Origin of the sequence: Streptomyces nymphaeiformis, from assembly GCF_014203895.1 — a bacterium.
GTDB classification, from domain to species: Bacteria; Actinomycetota; Actinomycetes; order Streptomycetales; family Streptomycetaceae; genus Streptomyces; species Streptomyces nymphaeiformis.
In genome coordinates, this window is record NZ_JACHJY010000001.1 from 613410 (window position 1) to 640055 (window position 26646).

The 26646-nt window shown below is 74.6% G+C and carries 24 protein-coding genes; 11 read left to right on the plus strand and 13 right to left on the minus strand.

Annotated features, from left to right (window positions below; genetic code table 11):
• Positions 1 to 9: 9 nt before the first annotated feature.
• The 4 genes from GGE06_RS02670 to GGE06_RS02685 all read left to right on the plus strand — a co-directional run bounded on the left by GGE06_RS02670 (position 10) and on the right by GGE06_RS02685 (position 5383).
• Positions 10 to 1584, plus strand: a complete 1575-nt coding sequence (locus tag GGE06_RS02670; protein WP_116161141.1) for an Ig-like domain-containing protein — start codon at positions 10 to 12, stop codon at positions 1582 to 1584.
• A gap of 69 nt (positions 1585 to 1653) precedes the next feature.
• Positions 1654 to 3678 (plus strand): WxL protein peptidoglycan domain-containing protein, encoded by a 2025-nt coding sequence (locus GGE06_RS02675; protein WP_184929929.1) that lies wholly within the window; start codon positions 1654 to 1656, stop codon positions 3676 to 3678.
• A gap of 25 nt (positions 3679 to 3703) precedes the next feature.
• Positions 3704 to 4591 carry a class E sortase gene (locus GGE06_RS02680; RefSeq protein ID WP_184929930.1) on the plus strand — a complete coding sequence of 296 codons (888 nt, stop codon included), beginning with the start codon at positions 3704 to 3706 and terminating at the stop codon, positions 4589 to 4591.
• 15 nt (positions 4592 to 4606) lie between these two features.
• Positions 4607 to 5383 carry a phosphate ABC transporter ATP-binding protein gene (locus GGE06_RS02685; RefSeq protein WP_184929931.1) on the plus strand — a complete coding sequence of 259 codons (777 nt, stop codon included), beginning with the start codon at positions 4607 to 4609 and terminating at the stop codon, positions 5381 to 5383.
• A gap of 83 nt (positions 5384 to 5466) precedes the next feature.
• Here the strand turns inward: GGE06_RS02685 and GGE06_RS02690 are convergent, their stop codons facing one another.
• The 4 genes from GGE06_RS02690 to GGE06_RS02705 form a co-directional block, all read right to left on the minus strand.
• On the minus strand, positions 5467 to 6090 hold the full coding sequence (locus tag GGE06_RS02690) for an HAD family hydrolase (RefSeq protein ID WP_221517637.1): 624 nt from the start codon (positions 6088 to 6090) through the stop codon (positions 5467 to 5469).
• 77 nt (positions 6091 to 6167) lie between these two features.
• Complete coding sequence (locus GGE06_RS02695) at positions 6168 to 6497, minus strand: hypothetical protein (protein WP_184929932.1); 330 nt, start codon at positions 6495 to 6497, stop codon at positions 6168 to 6170.
• 71 nt (positions 6498 to 6568) lie between these two features.
• Complete coding sequence (locus GGE06_RS02700; RefSeq protein ID WP_116161148.1) at positions 6569 to 8620, minus strand: phosphocholine-specific phospholipase C; 2052 nt, start codon at positions 8618 to 8620, stop codon at positions 6569 to 6571.
• Between the two features lie 278 nt (positions 8621 to 8898).
• Positions 8899 to 9315: an organic hydroperoxide resistance protein gene (locus tag GGE06_RS02705; RefSeq protein WP_116161149.1), complete on the minus strand. Its 417-nt coding sequence runs from the start codon at positions 9313 to 9315 to the stop codon at positions 8899 to 8901.
• 107 nt (positions 9316 to 9422) lie between these two features.
• On the opposite strand from GGE06_RS02705, the gene GGE06_RS02710 reads away from it, so the two are divergent.
• Complete coding sequence (locus GGE06_RS02710; protein ID WP_116161150.1) at positions 9423 to 9914, plus strand: MarR family winged helix-turn-helix transcriptional regulator; 492 nt, start codon at positions 9423 to 9425, stop codon at positions 9912 to 9914.
• A gap of 97 nt (positions 9915 to 10011) precedes the next feature.
• Here GGE06_RS02710 and GGE06_RS02715 read toward each other — a convergent pair whose 3' ends face one another.
• From GGE06_RS02715 to GGE06_RS02735, 5 genes are all read right to left on the minus strand, one after another.
• The gene (locus tag GGE06_RS02715) at positions 10012 to 11301 is read right to left on the minus strand and encodes a beta-ketoacyl-[acyl-carrier-protein] synthase family protein (protein ID WP_184929933.1); all 1290 of its coding nucleotides are present in this window, start codon (positions 11299 to 11301) and stop codon (positions 10012 to 10014) included.
• Positions 11301 to 11531, minus strand: coding sequence for an acyl carrier protein (locus tag GGE06_RS02720; RefSeq protein WP_116161152.1), 231 nt, complete (start codon positions 11529 to 11531; stop codon positions 11301 to 11303). Before GGE06_RS02720 ends, GGE06_RS02715 begins: the two co-directional genes overlap by 1 nt.
• Positions 11532 to 11546: 15 nt before the next feature.
• Entirely contained in the window at positions 11547 to 13145 is a 1599-nt protein-coding gene (locus GGE06_RS02725) for a drimenyl diphosphate synthase (RefSeq protein ID WP_116161153.1), read from the minus strand.
• A gap of 276 nt (positions 13146 to 13421) precedes the next feature.
• Complete coding sequence (locus GGE06_RS02730; RefSeq protein ID WP_116161154.1) at positions 13422 to 13970, minus strand: NUDIX domain-containing protein; 549 nt, start codon at positions 13968 to 13970, stop codon at positions 13422 to 13424.
• Positions 13967 to 15250, minus strand: coding sequence for a cytochrome P450 (locus GGE06_RS02735; RefSeq protein ID WP_312883010.1), 1284 nt, complete (start codon positions 15248 to 15250; stop codon positions 13967 to 13969). Before GGE06_RS02735 ends, GGE06_RS02730 begins: the two co-directional genes overlap by 4 nt.
• 72 nt (positions 15251 to 15322) lie before the next feature.
• Here GGE06_RS02735 and GGE06_RS02740 point away from each other — a divergent pair, with 72 nt between their 5' ends.
• The 4 genes from GGE06_RS02740 (at position 15323) to GGE06_RS02755 (ending at position 19752) form a co-directional block, all read left to right on the plus strand.
• Positions 15323 to 16588, plus strand: coding sequence for a wax ester/triacylglycerol synthase domain-containing protein (locus GGE06_RS02740; protein ID WP_184929934.1), 1266 nt, complete (start codon positions 15323 to 15325; stop codon positions 16586 to 16588).
• Positions 16585 to 17973 (plus strand): cytochrome P450, encoded by a 1389-nt coding sequence (locus GGE06_RS02745; RefSeq protein ID WP_184929935.1) that lies wholly within the window; start codon positions 16585 to 16587, stop codon positions 17971 to 17973. Before GGE06_RS02740 ends, GGE06_RS02745 begins: the two co-directional genes overlap by 4 nt.
• Before the next feature lie 64 nt (positions 17974 to 18037).
• A complete protein-coding gene (locus GGE06_RS02750; protein WP_184929936.1) occupies positions 18038 to 18490 on the plus strand; it encodes a GNAT family N-acetyltransferase in 453 nt (150 codons plus the stop codon).
• Positions 18487 to 19752, plus strand: a complete 1266-nt coding sequence (locus GGE06_RS02755) for an MFS transporter (RefSeq protein WP_116161159.1) — start codon at positions 18487 to 18489, stop codon at positions 19750 to 19752. Before GGE06_RS02750 ends, GGE06_RS02755 begins: the two co-directional genes overlap by 4 nt.
• 76 nt (positions 19753 to 19828) lie before the next feature.
• Here the strand turns inward: GGE06_RS02755 and GGE06_RS02760 are convergent, their stop codons facing one another.
• On the minus strand, positions 19829 to 21271 hold the full coding sequence (locus GGE06_RS02760; RefSeq protein WP_116161160.1) for an acyl-CoA synthetase: 1443 nt from the start codon (positions 21269 to 21271) through the stop codon (positions 19829 to 19831).
• 33 nt (positions 21272 to 21304) lie between these two features.
• Positions 21305 to 21817: a hypothetical protein gene (locus tag GGE06_RS02765; RefSeq protein WP_312883011.1), complete on the minus strand. Its 513-nt coding sequence runs from the start codon at positions 21815 to 21817 to the stop codon at positions 21305 to 21307.
• Positions 21818 to 21969: 152 nt separating this feature from the next.
• Between GGE06_RS02765 and GGE06_RS02770 the strand changes: the two genes are divergently transcribed.
• Together GGE06_RS02770 and GGE06_RS02775 are read left to right on the plus strand one after the other, a co-directional pair.
• Positions 21970 to 23184 (plus strand): sensor histidine kinase, encoded by a 1215-nt coding sequence (locus tag GGE06_RS02770; RefSeq protein WP_116161161.1) that lies wholly within the window; start codon positions 21970 to 21972, stop codon positions 23182 to 23184.
• Positions 23185 to 23210: 26 nt separating this feature from the next.
• A complete protein-coding gene (locus GGE06_RS02775; protein ID WP_116161162.1) occupies positions 23211 to 23861 on the plus strand; it encodes a response regulator transcription factor in 651 nt (216 codons plus the stop codon).
• Between the two features lie 9 nt (positions 23862 to 23870).
• Here the strand turns inward: GGE06_RS02775 and GGE06_RS02780 are convergent, their stop codons facing one another.
• Both GGE06_RS02780 and GGE06_RS02785 read right to left on the minus strand, forming a co-directional pair.
• A complete protein-coding gene (locus tag GGE06_RS02780) occupies positions 23871 to 25055 on the minus strand; it encodes an MFS transporter (RefSeq protein WP_246532334.1) in 1185 nt (394 codons plus the stop codon).
• A 124-nt stretch (positions 25056 to 25179) separates the two neighbouring features.
• Positions 25180 to 26628, minus strand: a complete 1449-nt coding sequence (locus GGE06_RS02785; RefSeq protein ID WP_184929938.1) for a sensor histidine kinase — start codon at positions 26626 to 26628, stop codon at positions 25180 to 25182.
• Between the last annotated feature and the right edge of the window lie 18 nt (positions 26629 to 26646).

Sequence of the window (26646 nt, forward strand, 5' to 3'; positions counted from 1 at the left end):
GCCTTCACCGTGCTGAAGAACAGAATCTCCCGGGCCCTCGCGCTGGGTGTCGCGGCCGTCACCACCGCCGTCGCGGCGGGCCTCGCCACCGCGGGCGCCGCGTACGCCGCGCCCATCGGGACCATCGACATCACCCCCGCCACCGGTGCCGACACCAGCGGCATCTCCTTCACCACCTCGGGAGCCTGCCCCGCCAACGCCACCAACGTCCTGGTGAAGGTGGACGGTTCCGGCTTCCCGGCCGGCGGCCTCAACGTCGTCGGCAACTCGCCGATCACCACGTACCCCAAGGCCGGCAACGGCGGCATGGTCATCCCGCTGACGTCGACCATGCGCGACTACGCCTCCCAGGCGGGCTTCACGACCCTCCAGGGCCGGTACGACTTCACCGTCATCTGCCGCACCGCCTTCAACGGCACCAGCCTCGGCGACTTCACCGGCGCGATCTGGTTCACGTCCAACACCACGTACCAGGCGAACGACCCGGCCGTGAAGACGGACACCGCCACATCGCTCGCGGTCACCCCGGCCGGCCCCGCCCAGGCGGGCTCCCCGGTCACCCTGACCGCCACGGTCACCCCCTCCGGCGCCGCCGGCACCGTCCAGTTCAAGGACGGCTCCGCCGACCTCGGCACCCCGGTCACCGTCAACGGCGGCACCGCCACGCTGACCACGAGCAACCTGACGGCCGGCACCCACGCCCTCACCGCCGTGTTCACCCCGGCCAACGCCTCGTACAACGGCTCCACGTCGACCGCCGTCTCCTACGAGGTCAAGGCGGCCGCGGCCACCCGGACGAGCACCGCCCTCGCGGTCTCCCCGGCGTCCGGCACCCCGCAGTACAGCCCCGTCACCCTCACCGGCACGGTCACCCCGGCCGGCGCCGCGGGCTCGCTGAAGTTCACCGACACCGTCGGCGGCACCACCACCCCGCTCGGCACCGTCCCGGTCGGCAACGGCTCCGCCGTCCTGACCACCTCCAGCCTGCCGGCCGGCGCGCACTCCTTCACCGCCGTCTTCGTCCCGGCCGACCCGGCCCGCTACACGGCCTCCGACTCCAACGCCGTCCCGTACACCGTCGGCGCGTTCACCGGAGTCACCTCCTCGGAGACCATCACCACCACCGTCAACGCCGGCGCCCTCGTCATCAGCGTCGACAACCCGCAGGTCACCCTGCCCTCGCCGGTCCTCAACGGCGACGGCGACCTGCTCGTCACCGCCGGCGCCCTCAGCCCGGTGACGCTGACCGACACCCGCGCCGGCAACCCCGGCTGGACCGTGAGCGGCCAGGTCACCGACTTCACCGACGGCGCCACCCACACCATCAACGGCCAGAACCTCGGCTGGTCCCCGAAGGTCGTCGACAAGGCGCCCGCGCAGACCGTCACCCCCGGCTCCGCCGTCCCCGCAGCCAAGGGCGCCGCCTCCGGCGACACGGGCACCGCGGGCCTGAAGTCCGCGCGCACGCTCGCCAACGGCACCGGCCTCGGCACCGCCCACGTCGGCGCCGACCTCGCCCTCAACGCGCCGACCTCCACCACGGCCGGCACGTACACCACCACGCTCACCCTCACCGCCATCTGATCCAGGCGTGAGCTCCGGGGCGGAACCGCGCCGCGGTTCCGCCCCGCCCCTGACCTCTGGAGACCCGTCATGACCGCACCCCGCCCCGCCCGCCGCACCGGCGCGCTCGGCCTGCTGCTCCTCCTGCTCCTGGCCCTCCTGCCGGGCACGGCCACGGCCGCCCCCGCCGCTTCGTCCGAGGACGGGAAGAACGACAGGAAGGCCGTCTTCGGCGTCCAGCCCTCCGGCCCCAAGAAGCCCGACCAGCGGCCCCACTTCTCGTACGGAGTCACCGGCGGCGCCGCGATGCGCGACCAGATCGCCCTGTGGAACTACGGCACCCGGCCGCTGACCCTCGACGTCTACGCGAGCGACGCCGTCAACACCGTCGACGGCGGCTTCGACCTGCTCCCCGCCGGTACGAAGCCGACCGACGCCGGAAGCTGGATCAGGCTCGCCAGGAACAAGGTGACCGTGCCGCCCAAGGGCCGGGTCATCGTCCCCTTCACCCTCGCCGTGCCGAAGAACGTCACCCCCGGCGACCACACCGGAGGCATCGTCGCCTCGCTCTCCGGCACCGGCAAGGACGCCAAGGGCAACCAGGTCCGGCTCGACCAGCGCGTCGGCGCCCGCGTCTACCTGCGGGTGGCGGGCGCGCTCCGCCCGGAGCTCACCGTGGACGACGTCACCGCCGAGTACCACGGCAGCCTCAACCCCCTCGCCGCCGGCTCGGCCACGGTCACGTACACCGTCCGCAACACCGGGAACGTGCGGCTCGGCGCCCGCCAGGCCGTCCGCGTCAACGGCCTCTTCGGCTCCTCGGTCATCGCCTCGGGCGTCCGCGACCTCGGCGAACTGCTGCCCGGCAGCGCCCTGACCGTCACCGCCGAGGCCGAGGGCATCGCGCCGCTGTTCCACGCCTCCGCCGTCGTCTCCGTCCAGCCCGTGCAGACCCGGGACGGCGTCGACCCCCGGCTCCCCTCGCTGACCCGCTCGGTGCCGCTGTGGACGGTGCCGTGGACGGCGCTCGGCCTGCTCCTCCTGCTCGCCGCGGGCGTCTTCCGGCGCGTGCGCTCGCGGCGGAACCGGCGCGGGCCGAAGGCGGCGGCGTCCCCGAAGACGTCCACCGAGAAGCCCGAGAACCCCGAGAACCCCGAACTCCCCGACAAGGAGCTCATCGTGCAGTTCAGTCGCCTCACCCGGCGGACCGCGGCCGGCGTGGCGGTCGCCGCGACGACGGCCCTCGCCGGCGTCGGCATCCTCACCGTGCCGGCCGCCACGGCCGCCCCGCTGGGCACCGCCCGCATCACCCCGGGCGAGGGCGCCGACGACACCAGCATCGCCCTCACCACCTCCGGCGCCTGCCCGGCGCCCGCCACCCACGTCCTCGTGAAGGTGACCGGCAAGGGTTTCCCCGCCGACGGCAAGAACGTGGTCGGCAACGCGCCCCTCAGCACCTACGGGCAGGACCCGACCGGCACCGGCTTCATCGTGCCGCTGACCATGACCATGCGGGACTACGCCAACGAGGCCGGCTTCACCACCCTCGAAGGCCGGTACGACCTGACGGTGATCTGCCGGAAGGCCTTCGGAACCGAGACGTACGGGGACTTCACCGGCTCCCTCTGGTTCACCTCGCCCACCGTCTACCAGGACACCGACCCGGACGGCGCGAACCCGACCGGCACCCCGACGACCACGGCGACCCCCACCCCGACCGACACGGCCACGGCCACCCCGAGCGACACGGCCACCGCCTCGCCGACCGACACCGCCTCGCCCTCGGCGACCACGAGCCCGACCGCCACCGCCTCGGCGACCGGCGGCGACACCGTCGGCGTCTCCACCAGCATCCGGCCCACCACCGCCTCCCCCTCGGCCACCGGCACCGGCTCCTCCGACGCGGGCGGCACGGACGGCTCCGGCTCCGGCTCCGGGGACGCCTCGGGCGCGGGCGGGACCGGCGGCAGCGGCGGCCACGGAGGCGGCGGCCTCGCCCACACCGGCACCGACCCCCTGCTGCTCGGGCTGCTCGCCGCCGCCCTGGTGGCCGCCGGCACCTTCGCCGTCCGGTGGGCCCGCCGCCGCGGACTGATCACCTTCGGCACCCACTGAACCCCCGACGTACGGAGCACACCCGATGACAGCCACCCTCACCCCGGTGGACGTGCGCCCCGCCCCGTCCGGCCCCGCACCCCGCTCCAGCCGGCTGTGGACGGTCGGCGGCACCCTGGCGATCCTGGGCGCGCTGCTCCTCGGATTCGTCGCCGAGGTCGGACCGCTCGGCGACCTCCGCCAGGAGCGGGACCGCCGCGTCGGCTACGCCGATCTGCGCGCCTCGCTGGCCGAGGCCACCGCGCCGATCGGCCCGTCCACCGAACCGGGCACCCCCGTCGCCCTGCTGAAGATCCCTCAGCTCGGCGTGAAGGAGGTGATCCGGGAGGGCAGCTCCGCGGAGGTGCTGGCCTCGGGGCCCGGACACCGCCGTGACACGGTGCTGCCCGGGCAGGCCGGGAACAGCATCGTCATGGGCCGCCGGGCGGGGTACGGGGGGCCGTTCCGGCACCTCGACACCCTCCAGCCGGGCGAGTCGATCAAGGTCGTCACCGGCCAGGGCGAGCACACGTACCGGGTGATGGGGGTCCGCAGGGCGGGCGACCCCAAGCCGCCGGCCATCCAGGCCGGGCAGGGGCGGCTCACGCTGATGACCGCGACCGGATCCCCGTACCGCCCGGACGGGGTCCTCCAGGTCGACGCCGAGCTGATATCCCCTCTCCAGCCGGGAGCCGTCCCCGCCTTCCGCTTCGGCCACGTCCCCGACGACGAACTCCCGCTCGAGGGCCAGGACTCGGCCTGGCTCCCGCTGGTGCTGTGGGCGCAGGCCCTGCTCCTCGCGGCGGCGCTGCTGGTCTGGGCGCGGACGCGGGTGCCCCGCGCGCACGTCTGGCTCGTCGGCTTCCCCGTGCTCGTCGCGCTCGGCCTCACGGCCGGCGACAAGGCGGCGCTCCTCCTCCCCAACCTCCTGTAAGGACAAAGGACAGTCGTGGCATCCCATCTGGACGCACGTTCCCTCTCCGCCTGGTTCGGCTCCCGCAAGGTCCTCAACCGGGTCTCGCTGACCATGCCCGCCGGCCGGGTCACCGCGCTCATCGGGCCCTCCGGCTGCGGCAAGTCGACCTTCCTGCGCATCCTCAACCGGATGCACGAGCTGATCCCGGGCGCCGAGCTCGCGGGCGAGGTGCTCCTGGACGGCGAGGACATCTACGCGCGCGGGCGCCGGCTCACCGAGGCCCGCCGGGACATCGGCATGGTCTTCCAGAAGCCGAACCCGTTCCCGGCGATGTCCGTGTACGACAACGTGACGGCGGGCCTGAAGCTGACCGGCACCAGGGTCGCGGCCGCCGACCGGGACGTCCTCGTGGAGGAGTGCCTGACCCGGGCCGGCCTGTGGAAAGAGGTCCGCGACCGGCTGCGCCAGCCGGGCGGGGCGCTCTCCGGCGGTCAGCAGCAGCGCCTGTGCATCGCCCGCTCGCTGGCGGTCCGGCCGCGGATCCTGCTGATGGACGAGCCGTGCTCGGCGCTCGACCCCACGTCGACCCGGCGGATCGAGGAGACGATCCGGGAGCTCGCGGAGGAGGTCACCATCGTGATCGTCACCCACAACATGCAGCAGGCGGCCCGGGTCTCCGACCGGTGCGCCTTCTTCCTCGCGGAGCAGGCGACACCGGGCGTGATCGTCGAACACGGCCCCACGGACGTGATGTTCTCCAGCCCCCGGGACCAGCGCACCGCGGACTACGTGGAGGGCCGCTTCGGCTGAGCACCGGCGGAAAAGGCGGCGAGGGCCCGTACGCGCGGCGTACGGGCCCTCGCCGCCGTTCTCCCCGCGTGCGCACCGCGTGGTCATCCGCCGCCATCGCCCGGTCGCCGGCCCAGGAGGTCGGCCAGGAGGGCGGCCAGTTCAGGAGCGCCGGTGAAGTGGATCGCGGTGATCCCCACCGCCTGGGCTCCCGCCACGTTCGCGGGCTTGTCGTCGATGAACACCGCCGCCTCCGGCGGGACGCCCACGAGGTCGAGGGCCCGGGTGTAGGCCGCCGGGTCGGGCTTGGTGGCGCCGAGGAGGCAGGAGAAGAGCAGGGGGTCGAAGCGGGCGGCGACCTGGGGCAGCACCTCCGGGAGCGCTTCGAGGACCAGGGCGTCGTTGTTGGTGAGCAGCGCCGTCCGCAGCGGGCGGAGGCCGTCCACCACCTCCAGGACCCGGGGGTCGGGCTCGAACGCGCTGCACCAGATCTCGTGGAGGGCGTCCGCGCCGCCCGGGTACCCCAGTTCCTCCCGCAGGGTGCGGTGGATCTCCGGTACCGAGCCGAGCCCCTGGTCCCAGCGCGCGACCCGCCCGGACTCGTACAGGACCCGCTCCACCCGCTCGACGCCCACCCCGCACGCCTCGGCGAGGAGTTCCAGCCGCCGACGGGGACGGAACCGGCAGACCACGTCTGCGAGATCGAAGAGAACCACCTCGGGCCGCATGCGCCGAGCCTAGGGGCGTCAGCCGTCCACCGCCGTGAGGTGGTGTGCCGTGTCCACCCGGAAGCGGTCCGCCGTGGTCACCGGGTGCCGAGGACGCCCATGAAGACCAGCAGTGTGACGACGACCGTCAGCGGGGCGGCGACGGCGAGGCCCGCGCGCCGTGGCGGGATCCAGGCGGCGATCAGCAGGCCCAGGGAGACGAGGAGGCCCACCAGCAAGGTGGGGAAGGCGACCTCGAAGGCGGCGTCGAAGCGGTCGGCCTCCGCTCCGTCGCAGTTGTCACAGGCCATGGGCGAGAACATCGCGAAGACCAGGGCGAAGAGGCCCAGTGGCAGCGTGAGCAGGGTCGAGAAGAGGGGCGCGATCCAGGATCCGGTGGCTGGTGCGTCGGGGGTGTTCGCAGGCATGGCGACAGGTAACCCCGCGGTGCCGCCGGGGCGGATGAGCTCTCGTACTCATCCGCCCCGCCGTCACGTGCCTAGTACGTCAGGATGCCCGGGTCGGACTGGCTCGCGGTGCCGGTCTCGACGTGTCCGGCGAGGCGGCGGAGGAAGTCCGCGCTGGCCGGGGAGGTGAGGGTGACGTCGTACCAGTGGTGGGCGGTGGAGACGTCGACGCTGTGGGTCGTGGTGCCCTTCGGGACGGCGAGGGACACCGTGGTGCCGTAGGCGTTCGCGATGTTCACCGTCGTCGCCGCGCCCGCGTTGGCGAAGGTGAGGTCCAGGGTGCCGGCGGCCGCGTTGTGCCGGGCCGTGACCTCGGGGACGGCCGTCTTGCCGGGGGAGCGGAAGCGGCGGAGGAAGCCGTTGGGGCCGTGGACCGTGAGGTCGGTGACGCCCTTGGAGTACTTGGTGTTCCAGCTGTCCGCGATGGACTTGCCCGCTTCGGCCGTGTAGGTCCACGGGACGTCCGTGCGGTTCGCCGACGTCACGTAGAACTGGGCGCCCGCCGTGGGGCCGCCGCTGAACGTGAGGGTGTAGGTGCCCGCCGTGGTGTCGGCGGCGCCGTCCACGTACGGGGCGTACTTCAGCGGGCGGGTGGGCTTGGCGCCGGCCTCCTGGCGGGGCATCGTGCCGACGGCCGGGGCGGTGGCCAGGAAGTCGGGGTGGCGGTTCTTGTCCGGCGGGTAGTAGCCGGCGGTCGGGGGCAGCGCGGCCGGCTGGGTCTGCGTCTGCGTGAAGTCGAACGCCGCGGTCAGGTCGCCGCAGACGGCCCGGCGCCACGGCGAGATGTTGGGCTCGCGGACCCCGAAGCGGCTCTCCATGAAGCGGATGACCGAGGTGTGGTCGAAGGTCTCGGAGCAGGTGTAGCCGCCGGTGGACCAGGGGGAGACGACGATCATCGGGACGCGGGGGCCGAGGCCGTACGGGCCGGCCGCGTAGCCGGTCTTGCCGTTGAACCAGTCCAGGGAGGTGGCGACCGTGGACTTGCCCCAGGATGCGTCGCCCGGGACGAACGGCGGGACGACGTGGTCGAAGAAGCCGTCGTTCTCGTCGTACGTGATGAACAGGGCCGTCTTCGCCCACACGTCCGGGTTCGAGGTCAGCGCGTCCAGGACCTGTGCGATGTACCAGGCGCCGTAGTTGGCGGGCCAGTTGGCGTGCTCCGAGAAGGCCTCCGGCGCGGCGATCCAGGAGATCTGCGGCAGCCGGCCGGCCTGCACGTCGGCGCGCAGGACGTCGAAGTAGCCCTCGCCCGCCTTGGCGTTCGTGCCCGTGCGGGCCTTGTCGTACAGCGGGTTGCCGGGCTGGGCGTTCCGGTAGTTGTTGAAGTACAGGAGGGAGTTGTCGCCGTAGTTGCCGCGGAAGGCGTCGTTGATCCAGCCCCAGGAGCCGCCCGCGTTCAGGCCGTCGCCGATGTCCTGGTAGATCTTCCACGAGACCCCCGCCGCCTGCAGGCGCTCCGGGTAGGTGGTCCAGCCGTAGCCCGCCTCGGCGTTGTTCAGGACGGGGCCGCCGCCCGTGCCGTCGTTGCCGACGTACCCGGTCCACATGTAGTAGCGGTTCGGGTCGGTCGCCCCGATGAACGAGCAGTGGTACGCGTCGCAGATCGTGAAGGCGTCGGCGAGCGCGTAGTGGAAGGGGATGTCCTCACGGGTGAGGTGCGCCATCGTGGCCTTGGTCTTGGCCGGGATCCAGTTGTTGTACTTGCCCTTGTTCCACGCGCTCTGGCCGCCCTGCCAGTCGTGGTTCAGGCCCTGGAGGTACTCCATGCCCAGCTTGTCGCTGCTCGGCCGGAAGGGCAGCGTGGTGTTCCCGGAGTTGTCCTCCTGGTTCCAGACCGACTTGCCGCTGGGCAGGGTCACCGGGCGCGGGTCGCCGAAGCCCCGTACGCCCTTCATCGCCCCGAAATAGTGGTCGAAGGAACGATTCTCCTGCATCAGGACGACGATGTGCTCGATGTCCTGGATCGTGCCGGTGGAACCCTGCGCCGGTATCGCGGCGGCGCGGGCGATGCTCTCCGAGAGCATCGTGAACGCGGCGGCGCCGCCGGTCAGCTGGAGAAACCGGCGGCGGTTGAGGTCGGCCATGGGGGAGTTGCCCTCCGGGTGTGAGTACGACAGTGGGGGTGCGGGTGCGACGGCCGGGCGGACCGGCCGACGGGCGCCCCACAGGAGAGCGCCCGTGAACCACCGCCCGGCGGCCGTCCCATGACTGCCCGTCGTACGGCAGATGAACCCCCATGCCCGAACGTGAAAACCCACAACCGAACGCCCCTGGTGGGCGGATGGCCACCAGGGGCGTGCGGAAGGCAACAGAAAACCACTCGATGGCGACCGCTCGTCTGCGCGGCCGCCCGGTTCCCCGACTACTCGGCGACGAGCTCGACCTCGATGTTCCCGCGGGTGGCCTTCGAGTACGGGCAGAAGGCGTGCGTCTTCTTCAGCAGGGTGAGGCCCGCCTCGCCCTGGAGGTGGTCGGGGAACTCGGCGCGCATCACGACCGCGAGGCCGAAGCCGCCGTCCGTCGCGTCCTTGCCGATGGAGACCTCGGCGGTGACGGAGACCTCGGAGATGTCGATCCGCTCCTGGCGGGCGATCACGCCCATGGCGCTGGCGAAGCAGGCCGCGTACCCGGCGGCGAAGAGCTGCTCCGGGTTGGTGCCCTGACCGTTGCCGCCGAGCGCCTCGGGGTGGGCGAGGGGGAGGTCGAGGCGGCCGTCGGAGCTGACGGCGCGGCCCTCGCGGCCGTTGGCGGTGGCGACGGCGGTGTAGATCGCGTCCATGGGGTTCTTCCGTCCTGTCGTGTCCGGTGGAGTGGTTCTATTAATAGCGCACTATTAAGTTGTGCACAACTCAATCGCGTGTGAGGAGCCTCGCGTACCCTGGAGCCATGGAGACGCTCGACACGGTGCCGGACGAGGACTTCCTCCGGCTCGACCACCAGATCTGCTTCTCGCTGCACGCGGCGACCCGCGCCTTCAACGGCGTCTACCGCGAGGCTCTCAAGGAGCTCGGGCTCACCTACCCCCAGTACCTCGTCATGCTCGTGCTCTGGGAGCACGGCGAGCTGCCCGTGAAGGGCATCGGCGAGCGCCTGCGGCTCGACTCCGGAACCCTGTCGCCGCTGCTCAAGCGCCTGGAGGCGGCCGGACACGTCGAGCGCCGCCGCAGCCCCGAGGACGAGCGGTCCGTCACGGTCCGCCTCACCGCGGACGGCACCGCCCTGCGCGAGAAGGCTCTCGCCGTACCGCGCCGCATCGCCGCCGCGACGGGCCTGGAGGTCGCGGAGATCGTCGACCTCCGCGAACGCCTCGACGCCCTGGCCGCCCGCCTCGACGCGGTCGACCCGGACGACCTCGGGAGCTGCGCGACGGGGGCGTGACGGGCGGGGGCGGGGGGACCTGGCTTCCGGGGCGCGGCCTGCCCGTCGGGCCCCGGAGAGCCGTGGCTCCGGGGCCCCGCTCGCCGCCGGCAGGCGGCTACGGCGCCGTGATCACCAGCGCCGCGTTGTGCCCGCCGAAGCCCACCGACGTGGAGAGCGCGGTCCTGAGCCGTGCCCCCCGGGCCGTCGTGGGGACGTCCAGGTCGATGCCCTCGCCCGGTTCCGCGAAGTTCGCCGTCGGCGGCACCGTCTGCTCCGCCAGCGACAGCACCGTGAGCGCCGCCTCCACCGCGCCCGCCGCGCCGAGCAGGTGCCCGGTGACCCCCTTCGTCGACGTCACCGGCGGCCGGTGCGGCAGGAGCGCCGCGAGCACCGCCGCCTCCACGGCGTCACCGCGCGGCGTGCCCGTCCCGTGCGCGTTCACCAGGTCCACGTCGCCCGGCACGAGCCCCGCCTCCGCGAGCGCGCCCCGGACCGCCGCCGTCAGGCCCGAGCCGTCCGGCCGGGGCGCCACCACGTGGTGCGCGTCCGACGTCGCCCCGTAGCCGGTGACCAGCGCCCGGGGCCCGGCCCCGCGCGCGGCGGCGTCCGCCGGCCGCTCCAGGACCAGGAACCCCGCGCCCTCCGCCATCACGAAGCCGTCCCGGTCCCGGTCGAACGGCCGCAGCCCGCCCGCCGGGTCGTCGAACCGGTGGGACAGCGCCCGGAGCCGGTCGAAGCCCGCGATGTAGAACGGGCTCAGCGAGGCGTCGGCCCCGCCCGCCAGGACGATGTCGCAGCGGCCGAGGGCCAGCAGGTCGAGCGCGACGCCGATCGCCGTGGCGCCCGCCGCGCACGCCGTGCTCACCGCCGTCGACGGCCCGCGGATCCCGAACTCGACGGCCAGCTGCCCCGCGACCGCGTTCGGCAGCGCGCCCGGCACCGCGAACGGGGACATGTCCCCGGGCCCGTCCGCCCGCAGCACCTCCCGCTGCGCCTCGAACGTGAGGACCCCGCCCGCCCCGACCCCGGCGACCACGCCGACCCGGGCCCCGTCCCACCCGGCGGGGTCCAGGCCGGCGTCGGCGAGCGCCTCCCGCGCCGCGACCAGCGCGAGCAGCGCGCTGCGGTCGGGCCGCCGCGCGGTCACCGCCCTGCCGAGGTCCCCGGGGAGCCCGGGCGCCCGGCAGGCGAGATGGCGCAGGCCGTCCCACTCCTCGAGGACGGCGGTGGCCTTCCCGGCCCGGACGGTCTCCCAGGTCGTCGCGGCGTCCGCCCCGGCGGGGGTGAAGAGGCCGACGCCGGTGACGGCGGCCGCGTGGCCGCGCCGGGCGCCCGCCGCCCCCGTGCCGTGGCCGGCGCCCTCCGTGCCCGGCGCCCCCGGCCCGCCGGGCGGCCGCTCGGCCATCAGGCCACCCCCGCGTACCGGGCGACGAGCCCCTCGATCGCCGTGACGGTCGGCGCCGCGTACAGCTCCTCCTCCGGGACCGGGACCCCCCGTTCCTTGCGGAGCACGAGGGCGAGTTCCGTGAGCAGGAGGGAGTCGAGTCCGGCCTCCTCACGGGTGGACTCCGGGGTGATGTCGTCCGGGTCGAGGCCGAGCGACACGAGCAGGGTCTTCAGTTCGTCGAAGGTCATGGCGTTCCTCTGGGGTCAGCGCGTCGCGTACGCGCGCGCGTGGTTCAGGCCGAGCAGCACGCACACGTCCGTCAGGAGCGGCACGTGGTACGCGAGCGGCCGGGGCCCGGCCTGGTCGGGGCGGGAGACGAAGCCGCCGTCCGGCCGCTGCCGTTCGAGCAGGTGGTGCACCGCCCGCCCGGTCGCACCCCGGGCGGACGGCACGGTCGGTGTCCGGGCCACCGCGATCAGCGCGTACGCCGTACTGATCGGGTCGCTCGGATCGGACGGCACGTGGCCCCAGCCGCCGTCCGCGTTCTGTGTGTCGAGCAGCCGCTCCACCGCCCGCGCCCGGCCCCGCGCGACCTCGGTGCGGGCCGGGTGGCCGGGCGCCACGGCCAGGAAGGAGTCGTGGGCGAGGACCGTACGGAACAGGGCGTTGCTCTCGTTCAGGCTCCAGCTGCGCTCGAACGGCCCGGGGGCCTCCTGCCGGGCCGTCGCGAACCGTACGGCGGCCTCCACCGCGGCCCGGTGCGCGGGCTCGGGGGCGAGGGCGTTCACGGCGGCGGCCGTTATCGCCACCTCGGAGGCGGTGCCGCGCTCGAAGGTCGGGAAGCCGCCGTCCGCGCCCTGCCGGGCCAGCAGGTACCGCTCGCCGGCCGCCACCTCCGCGCCGAAGAGGCCCGGCCCCGCCGCCCGCAGGAACTCCACGCAGTACGAGGTGTCGTCCACGTCGCTCTGCGCGACACCCCGGTCGAAGCCCCAGCCGCCGTCCGGGTTCCGGTGCTCGGCCAGGGCCGCCGCGAGGGCCCGCAGGGTGTGCGCGGGGGCGCCCGCGCCGGCCAGGGCGAGTCCGCCGGTCGCCGTCGCGAAGACGTCCATGCCCGTGATGAACGGCAGCCCGCCGTCCTCGCGCAGCCGGCCGCGCAGCTCCCGCGCCCGCGCCCGTACGGCCTCCGCGTACCGGGGGTGGAACCGCAGCGCGAGCAGGGCGAGGACGCGGGCGAGATGGTTGCCGTACGGGGGAGGGCCGGGCAGCGAGCAGGGTTCGAGCGCCCGCCAGTCCTCCTCCGTGACGAGCCCCGGCGCGCCGGTCCCGAAGGCGTACAGGACCTTGAGGGCGGCCATCTCCGTGATCAGCCAGCGCTGTTGGCCGTGCGCCTCGAACAGGGCCTCGGGGGAGTGGACTTCGGGGAAGGAGTGGGCGCCCAGCTCGGCCAGGAGCGTCCGGAACATCAGCCGTTTGCGCCCGGCGGTGAAGTGGTCGAAGCCGCCGAGCAGCCGGGCGAGCGCCCCCCGCCCGTCCACGTACTCGCCGAGGGCGGCACGGGCCGCGGCCTCCTGCACGGGGTCGGGGGCGCCCTCGTCGACGGCGGTCTTCAGGCGGCGGGTGAGCCGCTCCTGGGCGTCCGGGTCCACGCCCGTCACCGTGAGCAGCCGCAGGGCCAGGGCGGACTCCAGGATCCGGCTGTCGCACGGGGCCCGGAGCAGCCCGTCGGGACCGGCGGCGGCCACCAGGCGGGTGGCGAGCCGGGCGCGGGCGCGGTCGAGCGGCCCGGTCCCCGGGAGGGGCTCCGGCCGGGGTCCGGGGACGGCGAGGGAGACGCCGGGTAAGGGCAGCGCGCAGTGCGTCATGGGGGAGGTGTCCTTCGGGGATGTCGTACGAGAGGTGGGGCGAGGGGCGACGGCCGACGGGGGAGGCGATGCCACGCGGTCTCCGGGCCTCGGGGGGCGGTGTGCGGGGGATGGGCGCCGGGCGGTCTCCGGACCTCGGGGTGGTGTGCGGGGGATGGGCGCCGGGCGGGCTCCGGGCTTCGGGGTGGTGTGCGGGGGGCGGGCGACGCGCGGGCTCCGGGCTTCGGGGTGGTGTGCGGGGGACGGGCGCCGCGCGGGCTCCGCGCACGGCGGCGGTCAGGCGGGGAACAGGCGCCGTACGGCCTCCGCGCCGGCCGGGACCAGCGGGGTGTAGCCGCCGGTCATGACCGCGAGCGGCGCGACGAAGCCGCACCAGGCGATCTCCTGCGGATCCGGCCGGGGCGCGCGGTCCGCCACCCAGCGGTGGACCGTCAGGAAGCAGGCGCCGTGCGGATCGTCGACGCGGACCCGGTACGCCTCGGTCAGACCGGGCGCCCGCTCCCAGCCCAGCTCCTCCCGGAGCTCCCGGAGCGCGGCCGTGCGGTACTCCTCGCCGCTGCGGACCGCCCCGCCGACCAGGACGTCGTAGTGGCCCGGGTACGCCGGGGCCGAGGCGGTCCGCCGGTAGAGGAGGACCCGGCCGGCGTGGTCGGTGCAGACGGTCGCCGCGTACCGGCGCAGCAGCCCGGTGGGAGGCCCGGCGGCCCGCCCGCCCTGGGCCACCACCCGGTCCCCGGGATCGACGTAGTCGACGCGCTCGGAGCCGTACCCCTCGGAACCACGGCCCGCCGAGGAGGCGTGGTCCCCGGACGGCGTCGCGTTCACGTCCGCTCGCGCACGCGCGCGTGCAGCGGTCCCGCCGGGCGCAGGTTGACGCCGAACACGGCCTCGCTCGCCGGGCCGGTCGTCTCGACCGTGAACCGGCCGAGGAGCGCGCCGAGCAGCACCTCCATCTCCCGCATCGCGAACCGGGTGCCGAGGCAGGCGCGCGGACCGATGCCGAACGGCAGGTACGCGCCGGGCGGCAGCGGCGAACGGGCCGGGAAGCGGCCCGGGTCGAAGACCTCGGGCTCCGGCCAGACCTCCGGGTCGCGGTGGGTGAGGTAGGGGCAGACCAGGAGGTCCGTTCCGGCGGGGATCGCCCATCCGTCCAGCGTCTGGTCCGCCGGGCTGTGCCGGGGCAGCAGCCAGCCCGTCGGGTAGAGCCGCAGCGTCTCGCAGAGCACCGCCTCGACCCCTGAGCCGTCCCCTGCCGCCCGCTCCATGACGTCCGGGTGGGCGTCGAGCAGGACGAACGCCCAGGTCAGCGTGCGGGCGCTGCTCTCGTACCCGGCGACGAGCAGGGTGACGAGCTCGTCGCGGATCAGCCGGTCCGTGTACGCCGGGTCGGTGTCGGCCGCGTCGAGGAGCCGGTCGAGGACGCTCGGGCCCGACGTGGGGACCGGGCCGGGTCCGTGGCCTTCCGCGCGGTGGCGGACCCGGGCGTCGGCGAGCGCGCGGAGCATCCGCTCGTCGAGCGCGGCGATCGCCGCCTCGACGGCCGGCGGCAGCGCGGCCGTACCGCCCACGTCGGCGGGGAGCGCGGCGACGATGTCCTGCACGGCCGCCAGGTCGACGTACGTCTCCCGGTCCAGGGGCCGGTCCGTGAGTGAGCGCCAGATCGTGTCGACGGTGAAGAACTGCACGTCCTCGGCGATGTCCGTCGGCTCGCCGAGGCGCGCCCGCTCCGCCCAGCGCTCGACGACGCGCGCCGCCGCCCCCTCGATGTGGTGCTCCCAGCGCTGGATGCCCCGGCCCGTGAACATCGCCTGGAGCAGCTTCCGCTGGGACTGCCAGGCCTCGCCCGTGGCAGTGATCATCCCGTCGCCGAGGAGGGGTCTGGCCCGGTGCGACCGCTTCACGTAACGCTCGCCGCCGACGCCGAGCACCTGGTGCACGTGCCGGGGCTCCGCGACCAGGACCGCCGCCCGGCCGCCCCGGCGGAAACCGGTCAGCCGGCCCGGCGTGTGCGCCTGGCGGAGGAGGTCGACGAGGGGTGCTCCGGAGGCGGTCCAGGCCGCCACGGCGTGGTCTTCGAGGAAGTCGGGGGGCATGCCATCCGTCACGCATTGCGATTGCATGATGACGTATCGTAGCGCCCTGTGCGATCTTCAGATCCAGTTCGATCTTCCCCGGCGGTGCCGCTCGCGGTGCTCGACCGGCTCTCCCTCGACGTCGCGGCGCTGCACGCGACGGACTCCGCGCTGCACCTCGGCGGACTGATCGTCTTCGACGGCGAACCGCCTTCCCGCGCGCGGGTGTTGGATCATCTGAGGCGTCGCATCGGGCTGCTTCCCGAGCTCGCCCACCGGCTCGCGGGGGACCCGGGACGCCCCTGCTGGGAGCCCGACCCCGGCTTCGACCCCGATCGTCACCTGTACGAGCTACCCGGCGGTGCCGACCCGTTGACGGCCGTGGTCGAACTCCTGCGGCAACCCCTGCCGCGCGAGCGGCCGTTGTGGGGGATCTGGCTCGTCCGCCGGGCGGGCGACGGACGGTGGGGGCTCTGCTACCGGGCCCACCACGCCTTCCAGGACGGCGCCGCCGCCGTCGCGACCCTGGAGCGGCTGCTCGGCCCCGAGGGGGCGCCCCGCGCCAGGGCCCTCACCTTCCGGCCGCCCCGGCCCGTGCCCTGGGCCGCCGTCCTCCCCGAGTTCCGGCCGCCGCGCCGCGTCACCTGGTGGCCCGCCCTCGACACCCCGCCCGCCCTGTCGTACGCCGCCGCGTTCGCCGACGTCGACACCGCCCGGCTGCACGCCCTCGGGCGCCTGGCCGGCGCCACCGTCCCGCAGCTCTGCCTGGCCCTGGCCACCGAGACCCTGCGCGACTGGCACCCCGACGCCTGGGGGCCGGGCGGTCCCGGTCACGGCCTGGGTCTGCGCGCCAACCTCGGGATCAGCGTCCGGGACCCCGACGACCCCCGCCCCCTCCTCGGCAACCGGGTCGCCGTCGCCGGGATCGACCTCCCCTGCGGCGAACCCGACCCGGCCCGGCGGCTCGACCGCCTCGGACGGGCCCTCGACCACACCCGGCTCGCCCGCCTCGCCGACGCCCACCGGGCCGTCCTGCGCGGACTCCCGTACCGGATCGGCCGGTTGGCGCTCGGCCGCAGCGTCGACGCCCGGTACACGCCGCTCAGTGTCGCCGACCTCCGGGTCCGGCAGCCCCTCGGCTTCGCCGGCACCCCCGCCGCCGCGGTGTACGCCCTGCCGGTCATGGTCCCGGGCCAGCCGCTCTTCGTCGCCTGGCTCGTCCACCGCCGCCGCCTCCACGTCACGTTCCTCGCCGACCGTGCGCTCGCCGGTGCCGAACACCTGCCGGAGGCATGGGAGTCGGCCCTGGAGGAGTGCGAACGACGGGCAGGGGCGGGCGTGTTCGCGCGGACCGGGGCGGGGGCGTCGTGAGCGACCCGGAGTCCCCCTCTCCCTCCCCCTCCCCCTCCCCCTCCCCGTTCCCGTTCCCGTCCCCATCTCCGTTCACGCCCCGCCACGGCCACGCCCCCGGGGCCTGGCCCCTGCTCGGGCATCTGCCCCATCTGGCGACCCGTCCGCTCGCCTTCCTCGACTCGCTGCCCGGCCACGGCGACGTCGTCCGCGTGCGGATGGGGACCCGGACCGCCCACGTCGTCAGCCACCCCGCGCTCGTCCGCCGCGTCCTCACCGACCGCGGCTCCTTCGACCGGAGCGGCGTCCTGTACGAGAAGGTCCGCGCCCTCCTCGGCGACGGCCTCGCCACCTGCCCGAACGCCGAGCACCGCGCCCAGCGGCGCGCCCTCCAGCCGGCCTTCCACCACTCCCACATGGACCGCTACGCCGCCGTGATGACGGCCGAGACCCAGGTCCTGACCGGACGCTGGCGGCCGGGAGCGGTCGTCGACGTCACCGAGGAGGCGTTCCGGCTCACGACCGCCGTCGCCGTCCGCGCGATGTTCTCCGCCGGCATCACCCCGCGCGCCGCCGAGGAGCTGCGCGAGGCCCTCGAAGTCCTGCTGCGCGGGGTCTACACACGGGTCGTGGCGCCCGCCGTCGACCACGTGCCCTCCCCGGCCCGCCGCCGCTACCGCCGGGCCCTGGCCCGCTGGCGTACGGGCGTCGCCGCCATCGTCGCCGCGTACCGGGCGGCCGGCGTGGACCACGGGGACGCCCTCTCGCTGCTCCTCGCCGTACGGGACGAGCACGGCAGGGCCCTGTCCGACGCCGAACTCGGCGACCAGGTCGCCACCCTCGTCCTCGCCGGCGCCGAGACCACCTCCTCGGTCGTCGCCTGGGCCCTGCGCCTCCTGGCCGACCACCCCGAGGCCGCCGCCCGGCTGCACGGGGAACTCGAGACGGTCCTCGCCGGACGCCCGGTCACCCCGGAGGACCTGCCCCGGCTGCCGTACACCGGCGACGTCGTGCGCGAGGTCCTCCGCCTCTACCCGCCGGCCTGGGCGGTCGCCCGCACCACCACCCGTACGACCGAGCTCGCCGGGCGGGCGCTGCCGCCCGGCTCCACGGTCATCTGCTGCCTCTACCTGCTCCACCGGCGTCGTGAACTCTTCCCGGACGCGGCGCGCTTCGATCCGGGCCGCTGGACGGCGGGGGAGGTGCCGCGCGACGCCTGGCTCCCGTTCGGGATCGGCGCCACCAAGTGCGTCGGGGACGTGTTCGGCACGGTCGAGGCCACCCTCGCGCTCGCCGCGATCGCCTCGCGCTGGCGGCTGACCCCGGTCTCCCCGCGCCCGCCCCGCCCGGTCCCGCGCATCGTCCTCTCCCCGGGGCCGCAGCCGATGCGGCTCGCGCGGCGGTGAGACTCCGTGCAGCATTCACCGAATTGTAAGGAGCATCAACAGAGCTCGCTCCTATACTCGCTCCATGTCCGACATCAGCATCCGGCGCGCCACCGCCGACGACTCCAAGCGGCTCACCCGGCTCGTCCGCACCTCAGGGGCCTACCGGGGCGACTACGCCGCCATGGTCGAGGGCTACCAGGTCGGCGGTCCGTACATCGAGCACCACCCCGTCTTCGCCGCCGTGGACGAAGGCGACGGCGGCCGGGTGCTCGGCTTCTACGCGCTCCTCGTCGACGAGGCCGAGCTCGACCTCGCGTTCGTCGCCGACGCCGCCCAGGGGCTCGGCATAGGCCGGCTCCTCATGGAGCACATGACCGGGCAGGCCAGGGCCGCCGGGCTCGCCTCCGTGCGGGTCGTCGCGCATCCGCCGGCCGAGGAGTTCTACCTGCGGACCGGCGCCGTCCGCACCGGCACCGTGCCGCCCACCGGCCGCATCCACTGGGAGCGCCCCGAGCTGCGGTACGACGTCGCGTGACCGCCACCACCCAGCGGCAGGAGCCGGAGCAGAGCCGCCGCAAGGTCTTCGCCGACCTCACCCCGCTGCGTACCTCCGCGCACTACCGCCGCCTCTGGTTCGGGAACACCGTCTCCTGGATCGGGCAGGGCATGACGGCCCTCGCCGTCTCCCTCCAGGTGTACGACATCACCCGCTCGCCCTTCTCCGTCGGGCTCGTCGGCCTCTTCGCCCTCGTCCCGCTGATCGTCTTCGGCCTGTACGGCGGCGCGATCGCCGACACCGTCGACCGCCGCAAGCTCGGCCTCGTCAGCGCGAGCGGCTCCGCCGTGCTGTCCGTCGCCCTCGCCGGCGCGGCGTTCGCCGGCTTCCACCACGTCTGGTTCCTGTACGGGATCGTCGCCCTCCAGGCCGTGTGCGGCGCGCTCAACGCGCCCGCCCGCTCCTCGATGATCCCCCGGCTCCTGCCGCCCGAGCAGCTGCGCGCCGCCAACGCGCTCAACTCGATGGTCACGACCTTCGGCACGCTCGTCGGGCCCAGCCTCGGCGGCCTGATCGTCGGCTTCGCCGGCTACCAGACCGCGTACCTCGTGGACGCCGTCGCCTTCACCGCGAGCCTGTACGCGATGTGGCGGCTGCCGTCGATGCTCCCGGACCGGACGGGGAGCAAGAGGGCCTCGGTCCTCGACGGGCTGCGCTTCCTCGCCACCCGCCCCAACCTGCGCATGACGTTCTTCTCGGACTTCTGCGCGATGATCCTCGCCCACCCCCGCGCGCTGTTCCCGGCCATCGCCGTCCTCTGGTACGGCGGCGACGCGAAGACGACCGGACTCCTCGTCGCCGCGCCCGCGTTCGGGGCGCTCCTCGGCGGCGTCCTCTCCGGCTGGCAGGGCCGCATCCGCCACCACGGACAGGCGATCCTGCTCTCCGTCGCCGCCTGGGGCACCGCCATCGCCGTCTTCGGACTGACCCGGAACCTCTGGCTCGGGCTCCTCATGCTCGCCCTCGCCGGCTACTCCGACACCGTCTCGATGATCTTCCGGAACACGATGATGCAGGTCGCCGCCCCGGACGAGATGCGCGGCCGGCTCCAGGGCGTCTTCATCGTGGTCGTCGCGGGCGGACCCCGGCTCGGCGACTTCCTCGCGGGCTCCGTCGCGGACCTCACCTCGCCGGCGGTCGCCGTCACCGGCGGCGGGATCGCCTGCGTCGTCGCGATCGGCCTCCTCGCCCTGTACGGACGCGGATTCCGCCGCTACGACGCCCTCGACCCGACGCCCTGACCGTCCAGGGCCTGTCTTCCGGATCGGGCCGGGCTCGCGGGCCCGGCCCGATCCGGAAGACAGCCCCCGCCCCGCACTACGCCGTCGGCAGCGCCTTCTTCAGGACCTTGCCCATGTCGTTGCGGGGCAGCGCGTCCAGGTAGCGCACCACGCGGGGGCGCTTGTGCGGGGCGAGCAGCCCCGCCACGTGGTCGGCCAGCTCCGCCTCCGCCGGCGGCTTCTCCCCGTCCTGCGGCACGACCCAGGCCACGATCCGCTCGCCCAGGTCCGGGTCCGGCTCGCCCGTGACGGCCGCCTCGCGGACGCCGGGGTGGTCGAGGAGCGCGTTCTCGATCTCGCCCGCCCCGATCTTGTAGCCGCCGCTCTTGATGAGGTCGGTCGCCTTCCGGCCCACCAGACGCACCCCGCCGTCCGCCTCGCGGACCGCCATGTCGCCGGTGCGGAACCAGTCGCCGTCGAAGGCCGCCGCCGTAGCGTCCGGCCGGTTGAGGTAGCCGGAGAAGAGGTTCGGGCCGCGCACCTGCACCTCGCCGACCGTCTCCCCGTCGAGCTCCGCGAGGACGGAGCCGTCCTCGTCCACGAGCCGCAGGTCCACGCCCGCGAGCGGGGTCCCGACCGTCCCCGGCCGGGGCTCGCCGCCCGGGCGCACGCTGGTGTTCATGAGCGTCTCGCTCATCCCGTACCGCTCCACGACCGTCCGGCCCGTCGCCGCCGCGATCCGCTCGTGGTCGTGGACGGGCAGCGCCGCCGAACCGGAGACGAGGAGCCGGGCGCCCGCCAGCGCGTCCGTGAGGCGGTCGTCCGCGTCGAGCGCGTCCGCGAGCCGGTGGTACATGGTCGGTACGCCGAACAGCATCGTGCCGCCCCCGTCCCCGAGCTCCCGCGCGACGCCGTCCACCGAGAACCCGCCCAGGTGCCGGACCTCGCCGCCGCGCCGCAGCGGGCCCAGGATCCCGAGGACGAGCCCGTGGACGTGGAACAGCGGCAGCGCGTGCACGAGGACGTCGTCCGCCGTCCACGACCAGGCCTCGGCCAGCGCGTCGAGGGAGGCGGCGACCGCCCGGCGGGAAAGCAGAACGCCCTTCGGCGGGCCGGTGGTTCCGGACGTGTAGACGACGAGCGCGGTCGCCTCCGGATCGACCGGAGCCGCCGGGGGCGCTTCGGGACCGGTGAGCTCCACGTCGACCCGGGGGAGCGCCGCGAGCCCGCCCGGCAGCTCGTCCTCCGCTCCCGCGAGCACGAGGCCGGGCGCGCTGTCGCCCAGGATGTGCGCCAACTCCCGCTCCCCGGTGCGCGGATTGAGCGGTACGGCCGGCACGCCGGCGAGCAGGGCGGCGACCACGGCGACGGCCGTCCGGGCGGTCGGCGTGGCCCAGACGGCGACCCGCTCCGCCCCGTCGAGGCGCCCGGCGAGGGCGCCGGCGGCGCGGGCCAGCTCGGCGTACGTCAGGGTGTCGGGGCCGACCCGCAGGGCGGGGCGGTCGGACGGGGCCGCCAGGGCGGGGAAGAGCGCACTCACCGGTCGTACTCCTACGGTCGTCGAGGGTGGGGCCTACCAGGAGGGATTCTGCCCGGGCCGAGGGCGCCGCGTGGCCGATGGCCCGGGTCGGGGGCCACCCCTCCGTGGTGGGCGCGCGGCGATCACCGCGCACAGGGCCGCGAGGGGGAGTTCCGCGCCCACGGCCATGGCGACGGCGACGGCCAGCTCCGGTCCCGCGGCGGAGGTGGCGAGGTCGACGCAGGCGTCGGCGAGGAGGAGCACCGCCGCGGCGGCCGCGGGCGCGCGGTGGCGGGCGTCGCCGCGCAGCAGCCGGCTGCCGGCGGTGAGCAGCGCGGCGGCCTCCAGGGCGTCGAGGGCGACCCAGGCGGCGGCCTCGGCGGGCGGGAGCGTACCGGCGAGGTAGCCGAGCCAGGGCAGCAGGGCGAGCCCGGCACCCAGGAGCAGGCGGCCCTGCAGGCGGCGGGCGCGGCTGGGGCGAGGGATGTCGGCGGAAGCGCAACTGGCTTCGGCGGCAAGAGGGATGAGGGAGGTCAGGGCCATGTCGGAGGTCGCTTTCGCTGTCACGAACCCGGCCGTCGGGCTCGTGATCAACCCTCCTGTCGCCGCCCTCCGGAGTCAGTAACACCGCTGTCCGTCCTGGGGTGGCACTGGTTGCACCCCCGATGCGGACGACAGGTTCATGGCAGACCGCGGAGACCGGCGCCTACGGTGAGGGCATGAAGATCCGTACCCGGCTGCGGCGCGCGCTCACCCGCCTGGCGCGCGACGCGTCCTTCCTCGCTCTGGGGGCGCCGCTCCATCTCCTCGTGGTTTCCCTGCTGTCCGTGGTCGTCGGCCTCCTGTGGGGGGTCATCGGGGGAGCGGACGACAGCGCGCCGATCGTCCTGGGGATCGTGGTCGTGGTGACGGTGTTCTGCGTGCCGGCGCTGACCGTGGCCCAGAGTTGGCGCTTCCGGCGGCTGCTCGGCATCGACATCCCCCGCCCGGGATGGCGGCGGCCGTTGCGCCAGTTCGCCTACCACTCCCTGGCCGGGACGCTGTTCGGCACGCTCGAAGCGGTGGTGGTGGCGCTGATCCCGGTCGGACTGGCCGTCTCCCTGACCACGGTGTGGGTCTACGCGATCCCCTGGGAATGGCGGATCAAGCACTCCGGATACTCCACGCAGGCCGCGTACCTCTCCGTGGCGGGACTGCTCGTCCTCGCCGCCGTCCCTCCCCTGGCCGCCGCCCTCGTACGCCTGGAGAGCCAGGTGGTCCCCACCCTGCTCGGGCGCAGCCGGGAGGAGGACCTGGCGCGGCGGGTCGAGGACCTCACCGAGAGCCGGGCCGGTGCGGTGGACGCCGCCGACGCGGAACGGCGGCGCATCGAACGGGACCTGCACGACGGAGCGCAGCAGCGCCTCGTCTCGCTGGCGCTGAACCTGGGCATAGCCAAGGCCACGCTCCTGGACCTGCCGCCCGAGGCGCGCGGGGTGATCGAGGCGGCGCACCGGGAGGCGAAGGAGGCGATCGAGGAGCTGAGCAGCCTCGTGCGCGGGCTTCACCCCGCCGTCCTGGACGAACTCGGCCTGGACGCGGCCCTGTCGGGACTCGCGGCCCGCGCCCCGCTGCCCGTACGGCTGAGGGCGGACCTGCCGCGACGGCCGCCGCCGGCGATCGAGGCGGTCGCCTACTTCGTCGTCTCCGAGGCGCTGACGAACGTCGCCAAGCACGCACGGGAGGCGACCCGGGCCGATGTGACGGTGACCCGGCTGGGCGGGATACTGCGGGTGGTGATCGCGGACGACGGCCTGGGTGGCGCCGACCCCGGCAAGGGGAGCGGCCTGACGGGGCTCGCCCAGCGCGTGCGGTCAGTCGACGGAACGTTCCGGATGAGCAGCCCGGTGGGGGGACCGACCATGATGAGCGTGGATCTGCCGTGCCAGAACTGAAGAGCACCGGGCGGGAGGAGCCCCGTATGCGACGTGCGGTGATCGCCGAGGACTCCGTCCTGCTGCGGATGGGCCTGGTCAAGGTCGTGGAGATGGCCGGCTTCGAGGTGGCCGCCGAGGCGGGCGACGCCGAGGGACTCCTCGCCGCGGTCGAGGAGCACCGCCCCGACCTGGCGGTGATCGACGTCCGGATGCCGCCGGGCTTCACGGACGAGGGAGTGCGCGCCGCGCTGTCCATCCGCCGCAGCCGGCCGTCGACCGCCCTGCTGCTGCTCTCCCAGTACGTCGAGGAGCGCTACGCGGCCGACCTGCTCGCCGCCCACACCAGCGGCGTGGGCTATCTGCTCAAGCAGCGGGTCGCGGACGTCGAGGAGTTCATCGAGGCGCTGCGGCGGGTCGCCGACGGCGGCACCGCGCTCGATCCGCAGGTCGTCGCCCAGCTCCTCGTACGGCGGTCGAACGATCCGCTGGAACGGCTGACGGCCCGCGAGAAGGAGGTGCTCTCCCTCATGGCCGAGGGCCGCTCCAACGCGGGCATCGCCGCCCAGCTCGTCGTCAGCGAGAGTGCCGTCGCCAAGCACATCAACAGCATCCTCGCCAAGCTCGACCTGCCCAAGGCGGACGCCGACCACCGCCGGGTCCTGGCCGTGCTGCGCTTCCTGGGCGTGGGCGCCTGAGGGGCGTCCCTACGGGCGGCCCGCCGTGACCTCGGCGGGCTTCGGGTCCGGGCTGTCGGCGTCCGGGCGGATCCCGCGCATCCGCCCGTACGCGTACACACAGCCCGCGAGCGCCAGGTCGGACAGGAGCATGAAGCCGATCGAGTACGAGCCCTTCGCGCTGTAGATCGCGCCCATCACCAGGGGCGGCACGAACCCGCCGAGGCCGCCCATCGCGCCGACGATGCCGGTCACGCTGCCCACCTGGGCCTGCGGGGTGACCTGGGAGACCAGGGCGAAGACCGAACCGCTCGCCGTGCCGAGCCCGGCCGCCATGACGAGCAGGGCGATCGTGCCGCCGGGGTTCAGCGGCGGGTCGAAGGCCTGGACGATCGCGAACAGGGCGGCCGTGCCGAGCGCGGCGGCCGTGACGAGCGCCGGGTGGATCCGGTCCGAGAGCCAGCCGCCGATCGGCCGGAAGACGACCGTGACCAGGGCGAACCCGGCCGCCTTGGTGCCCGCGTCCGTCGGGTCGAGCTCGTACCAGGTCTTCAGGTACGTCGGCAGGTAGACGCCGAACGCGACGATGCCGCCGAACCCGATCGCGTACAGCGCCGACAGCTCCCACGTCACCCGCAGCCGGCCCGCCGAGCCGAGCCGCGACGCGAGGGAGGCCGTCGGCACCGGCCGGTCGGGGCGGTCGGTGATGAGGAACGCGGCGAGCACCGCGTACGCGGCGAGGGCGAGCGCGACCACGACGAACGGAAGGTTCTCGCCGTGCTTGGCGATCCGGGGCGTGAAGTAGCCGGACAGCGCGACACCGCCCATGCCCATGCCGAACACCCCGAGCGCCAGACCGCGCTTCGCGGGCGGGAACCAGGAGTTGACGAGGGGGATGCCGATGGCGAACGTCGTGCCGCCCAGACCGAGGAGGAAGCCGACGACCAGCATCAGGCCGTAACTGTCCTTGACCACGATCAGGAGCAGCACGGGGACGATCGTCAGCGCCGAGACGAGCGGGAACATCCGCTTCGCCCCGTACCGGTCGGTCAGGGCCCCCGCCGGGACGCGGCCGAGCGAGCCGACCAGGACGGGCACGGCGACGAGGAACGACTGCTGGAAGGAGCTGAGTCCGAGCCGCTCGCCGTACCAGCTCGCGAGCGGTGCGATCAGGTTCCACGCCCAGAAGGTGAGCGTGAAGCCGATGGTGGCCATCACCAGGTTGCGGTAGGCCGCCGCTGTCGGGGCCGTGGTCTCGGTGGTCACCCCTCCAGTCAAGATCCGGAGGAGGGGTGCGGCGCGCCCAGTTGCTCCGTACGGGGGAGGCGGCCGTACGGCCCTACGGCCACGTCACCGTCGTCGGCGGGGTGCCGTCGTCCTCGACGCGCAGCCGGGCGCCGCCGCCCTCCCCGGCCGACACCTCGACGGTGATCGCGCCGACCCCGGGCCGCCGGTGCGCCGCCGCGAGCGCCCCGCGCAGGGCGGCGAGGAGCCGGTCCGCCGTCCCCTCGTCGACGAGGGTGTCGACCGCGCCGGAGAAGTGCACGGACGGCTGGAAGCCGAGCGGGACCGCGGCCCCGCCGGTCTCGCGCAGGACCCGCCCCCGGAAGGTCGTCGGCGCGTCGGCCGGCGGCTGCTGGAGGGCGAAGATGGTCGTCCTGACCTCCTGGATCGTGGAGTCCAGCTCGTCCACGGCCCGGCCGAGCAACGCGTCCTCGTCGGAGGAGGCGGCCGCCCGCCTCCGGGTGGACTCCAGCATCATCTCCGTGGCGAACAGCCGCTGCACCACCAGGTCGTGCAGGTCCCGCGCGATCCGGTCGCGGTCCTCGAAGACGGCGAGCCGCTCCCGGTCGTGGCGCGCGTCCGCGAGGACGAGCGCGAGCGCGGCCTGCGAGGCGAACTGCGAGGCGAGCAGCCGGTCCACCGCCGAGTACGGCGGGCCGCCGCGCCGCCGGGGCAGGGCGAGGGTGCCGATGAGCTTCCCGCCGCTCTGCAGCGGCAGCATCATCGACGGACCGAAACGGGACCGGACGTGCGTGGTCATCCGCGGGTCGGTCGCCGAGTCCTCGATGAAGACGGGCTCCCCGCCGAGGAGCTGGACGAGGACCGGGGAGCCGGGCGCGATCGTCGTGCCGACGAGGTCGCCGGGGTCGTCCCTGGTGGAGGCGGCGACGATCTCCATCCCGCCCTGTTCGGTGGGCTGGAGGACGACGCCGGCCGAGGCGTCGGCGAGGATGCGGGCCTGCTCGGCGACGGTGGTCAGGGCGTTCTCGGCGGTGGCGCCGGTGAGCAGGGCCGTGGTCACGGCGGCGGCGCCCTCGATCCAGCGCTCCCGCTGACGGGCCGTCTCGTACAGCCGGGCGTTGCCGATGGCGATCCCGGCCTGGGAGGCGAGGACCCGGAGCAGGGCGAGGTCCTCCTCGGTGAAGGGGCCGCCGCGCTTCCCGGTGAGGTGCAGACGGCCGAAGACCTGGGTGTGGACCCGGATCGGGACGCCGGTCGAGCGCGCATCGGGGGTCAGGTCCTCGGGGCGGCGGTACCGCTGCCGCTCCTCGTCGGTCATGCCGGAGGTGAAGAGCTCGGTGAGGCGGGGGCGCTCGGGGTCGACGACCCCGAGCGCCCCGTGGCGGGCTCCGGTCAGTTCGGTGGCGGAGTCCACGATGTGCTGGAGGGTGGTGCGGAGTTCGAGGTCCGTACCGACGCCGAGGACGGCTTCGAGCAGCAGGGGCAGGCGGGCGGAGTCCTCGTCCGCGCCCGGGGCCCCGGCGTCCTCATCCATGATCGTCATGGTCTCATTGTCGTACGA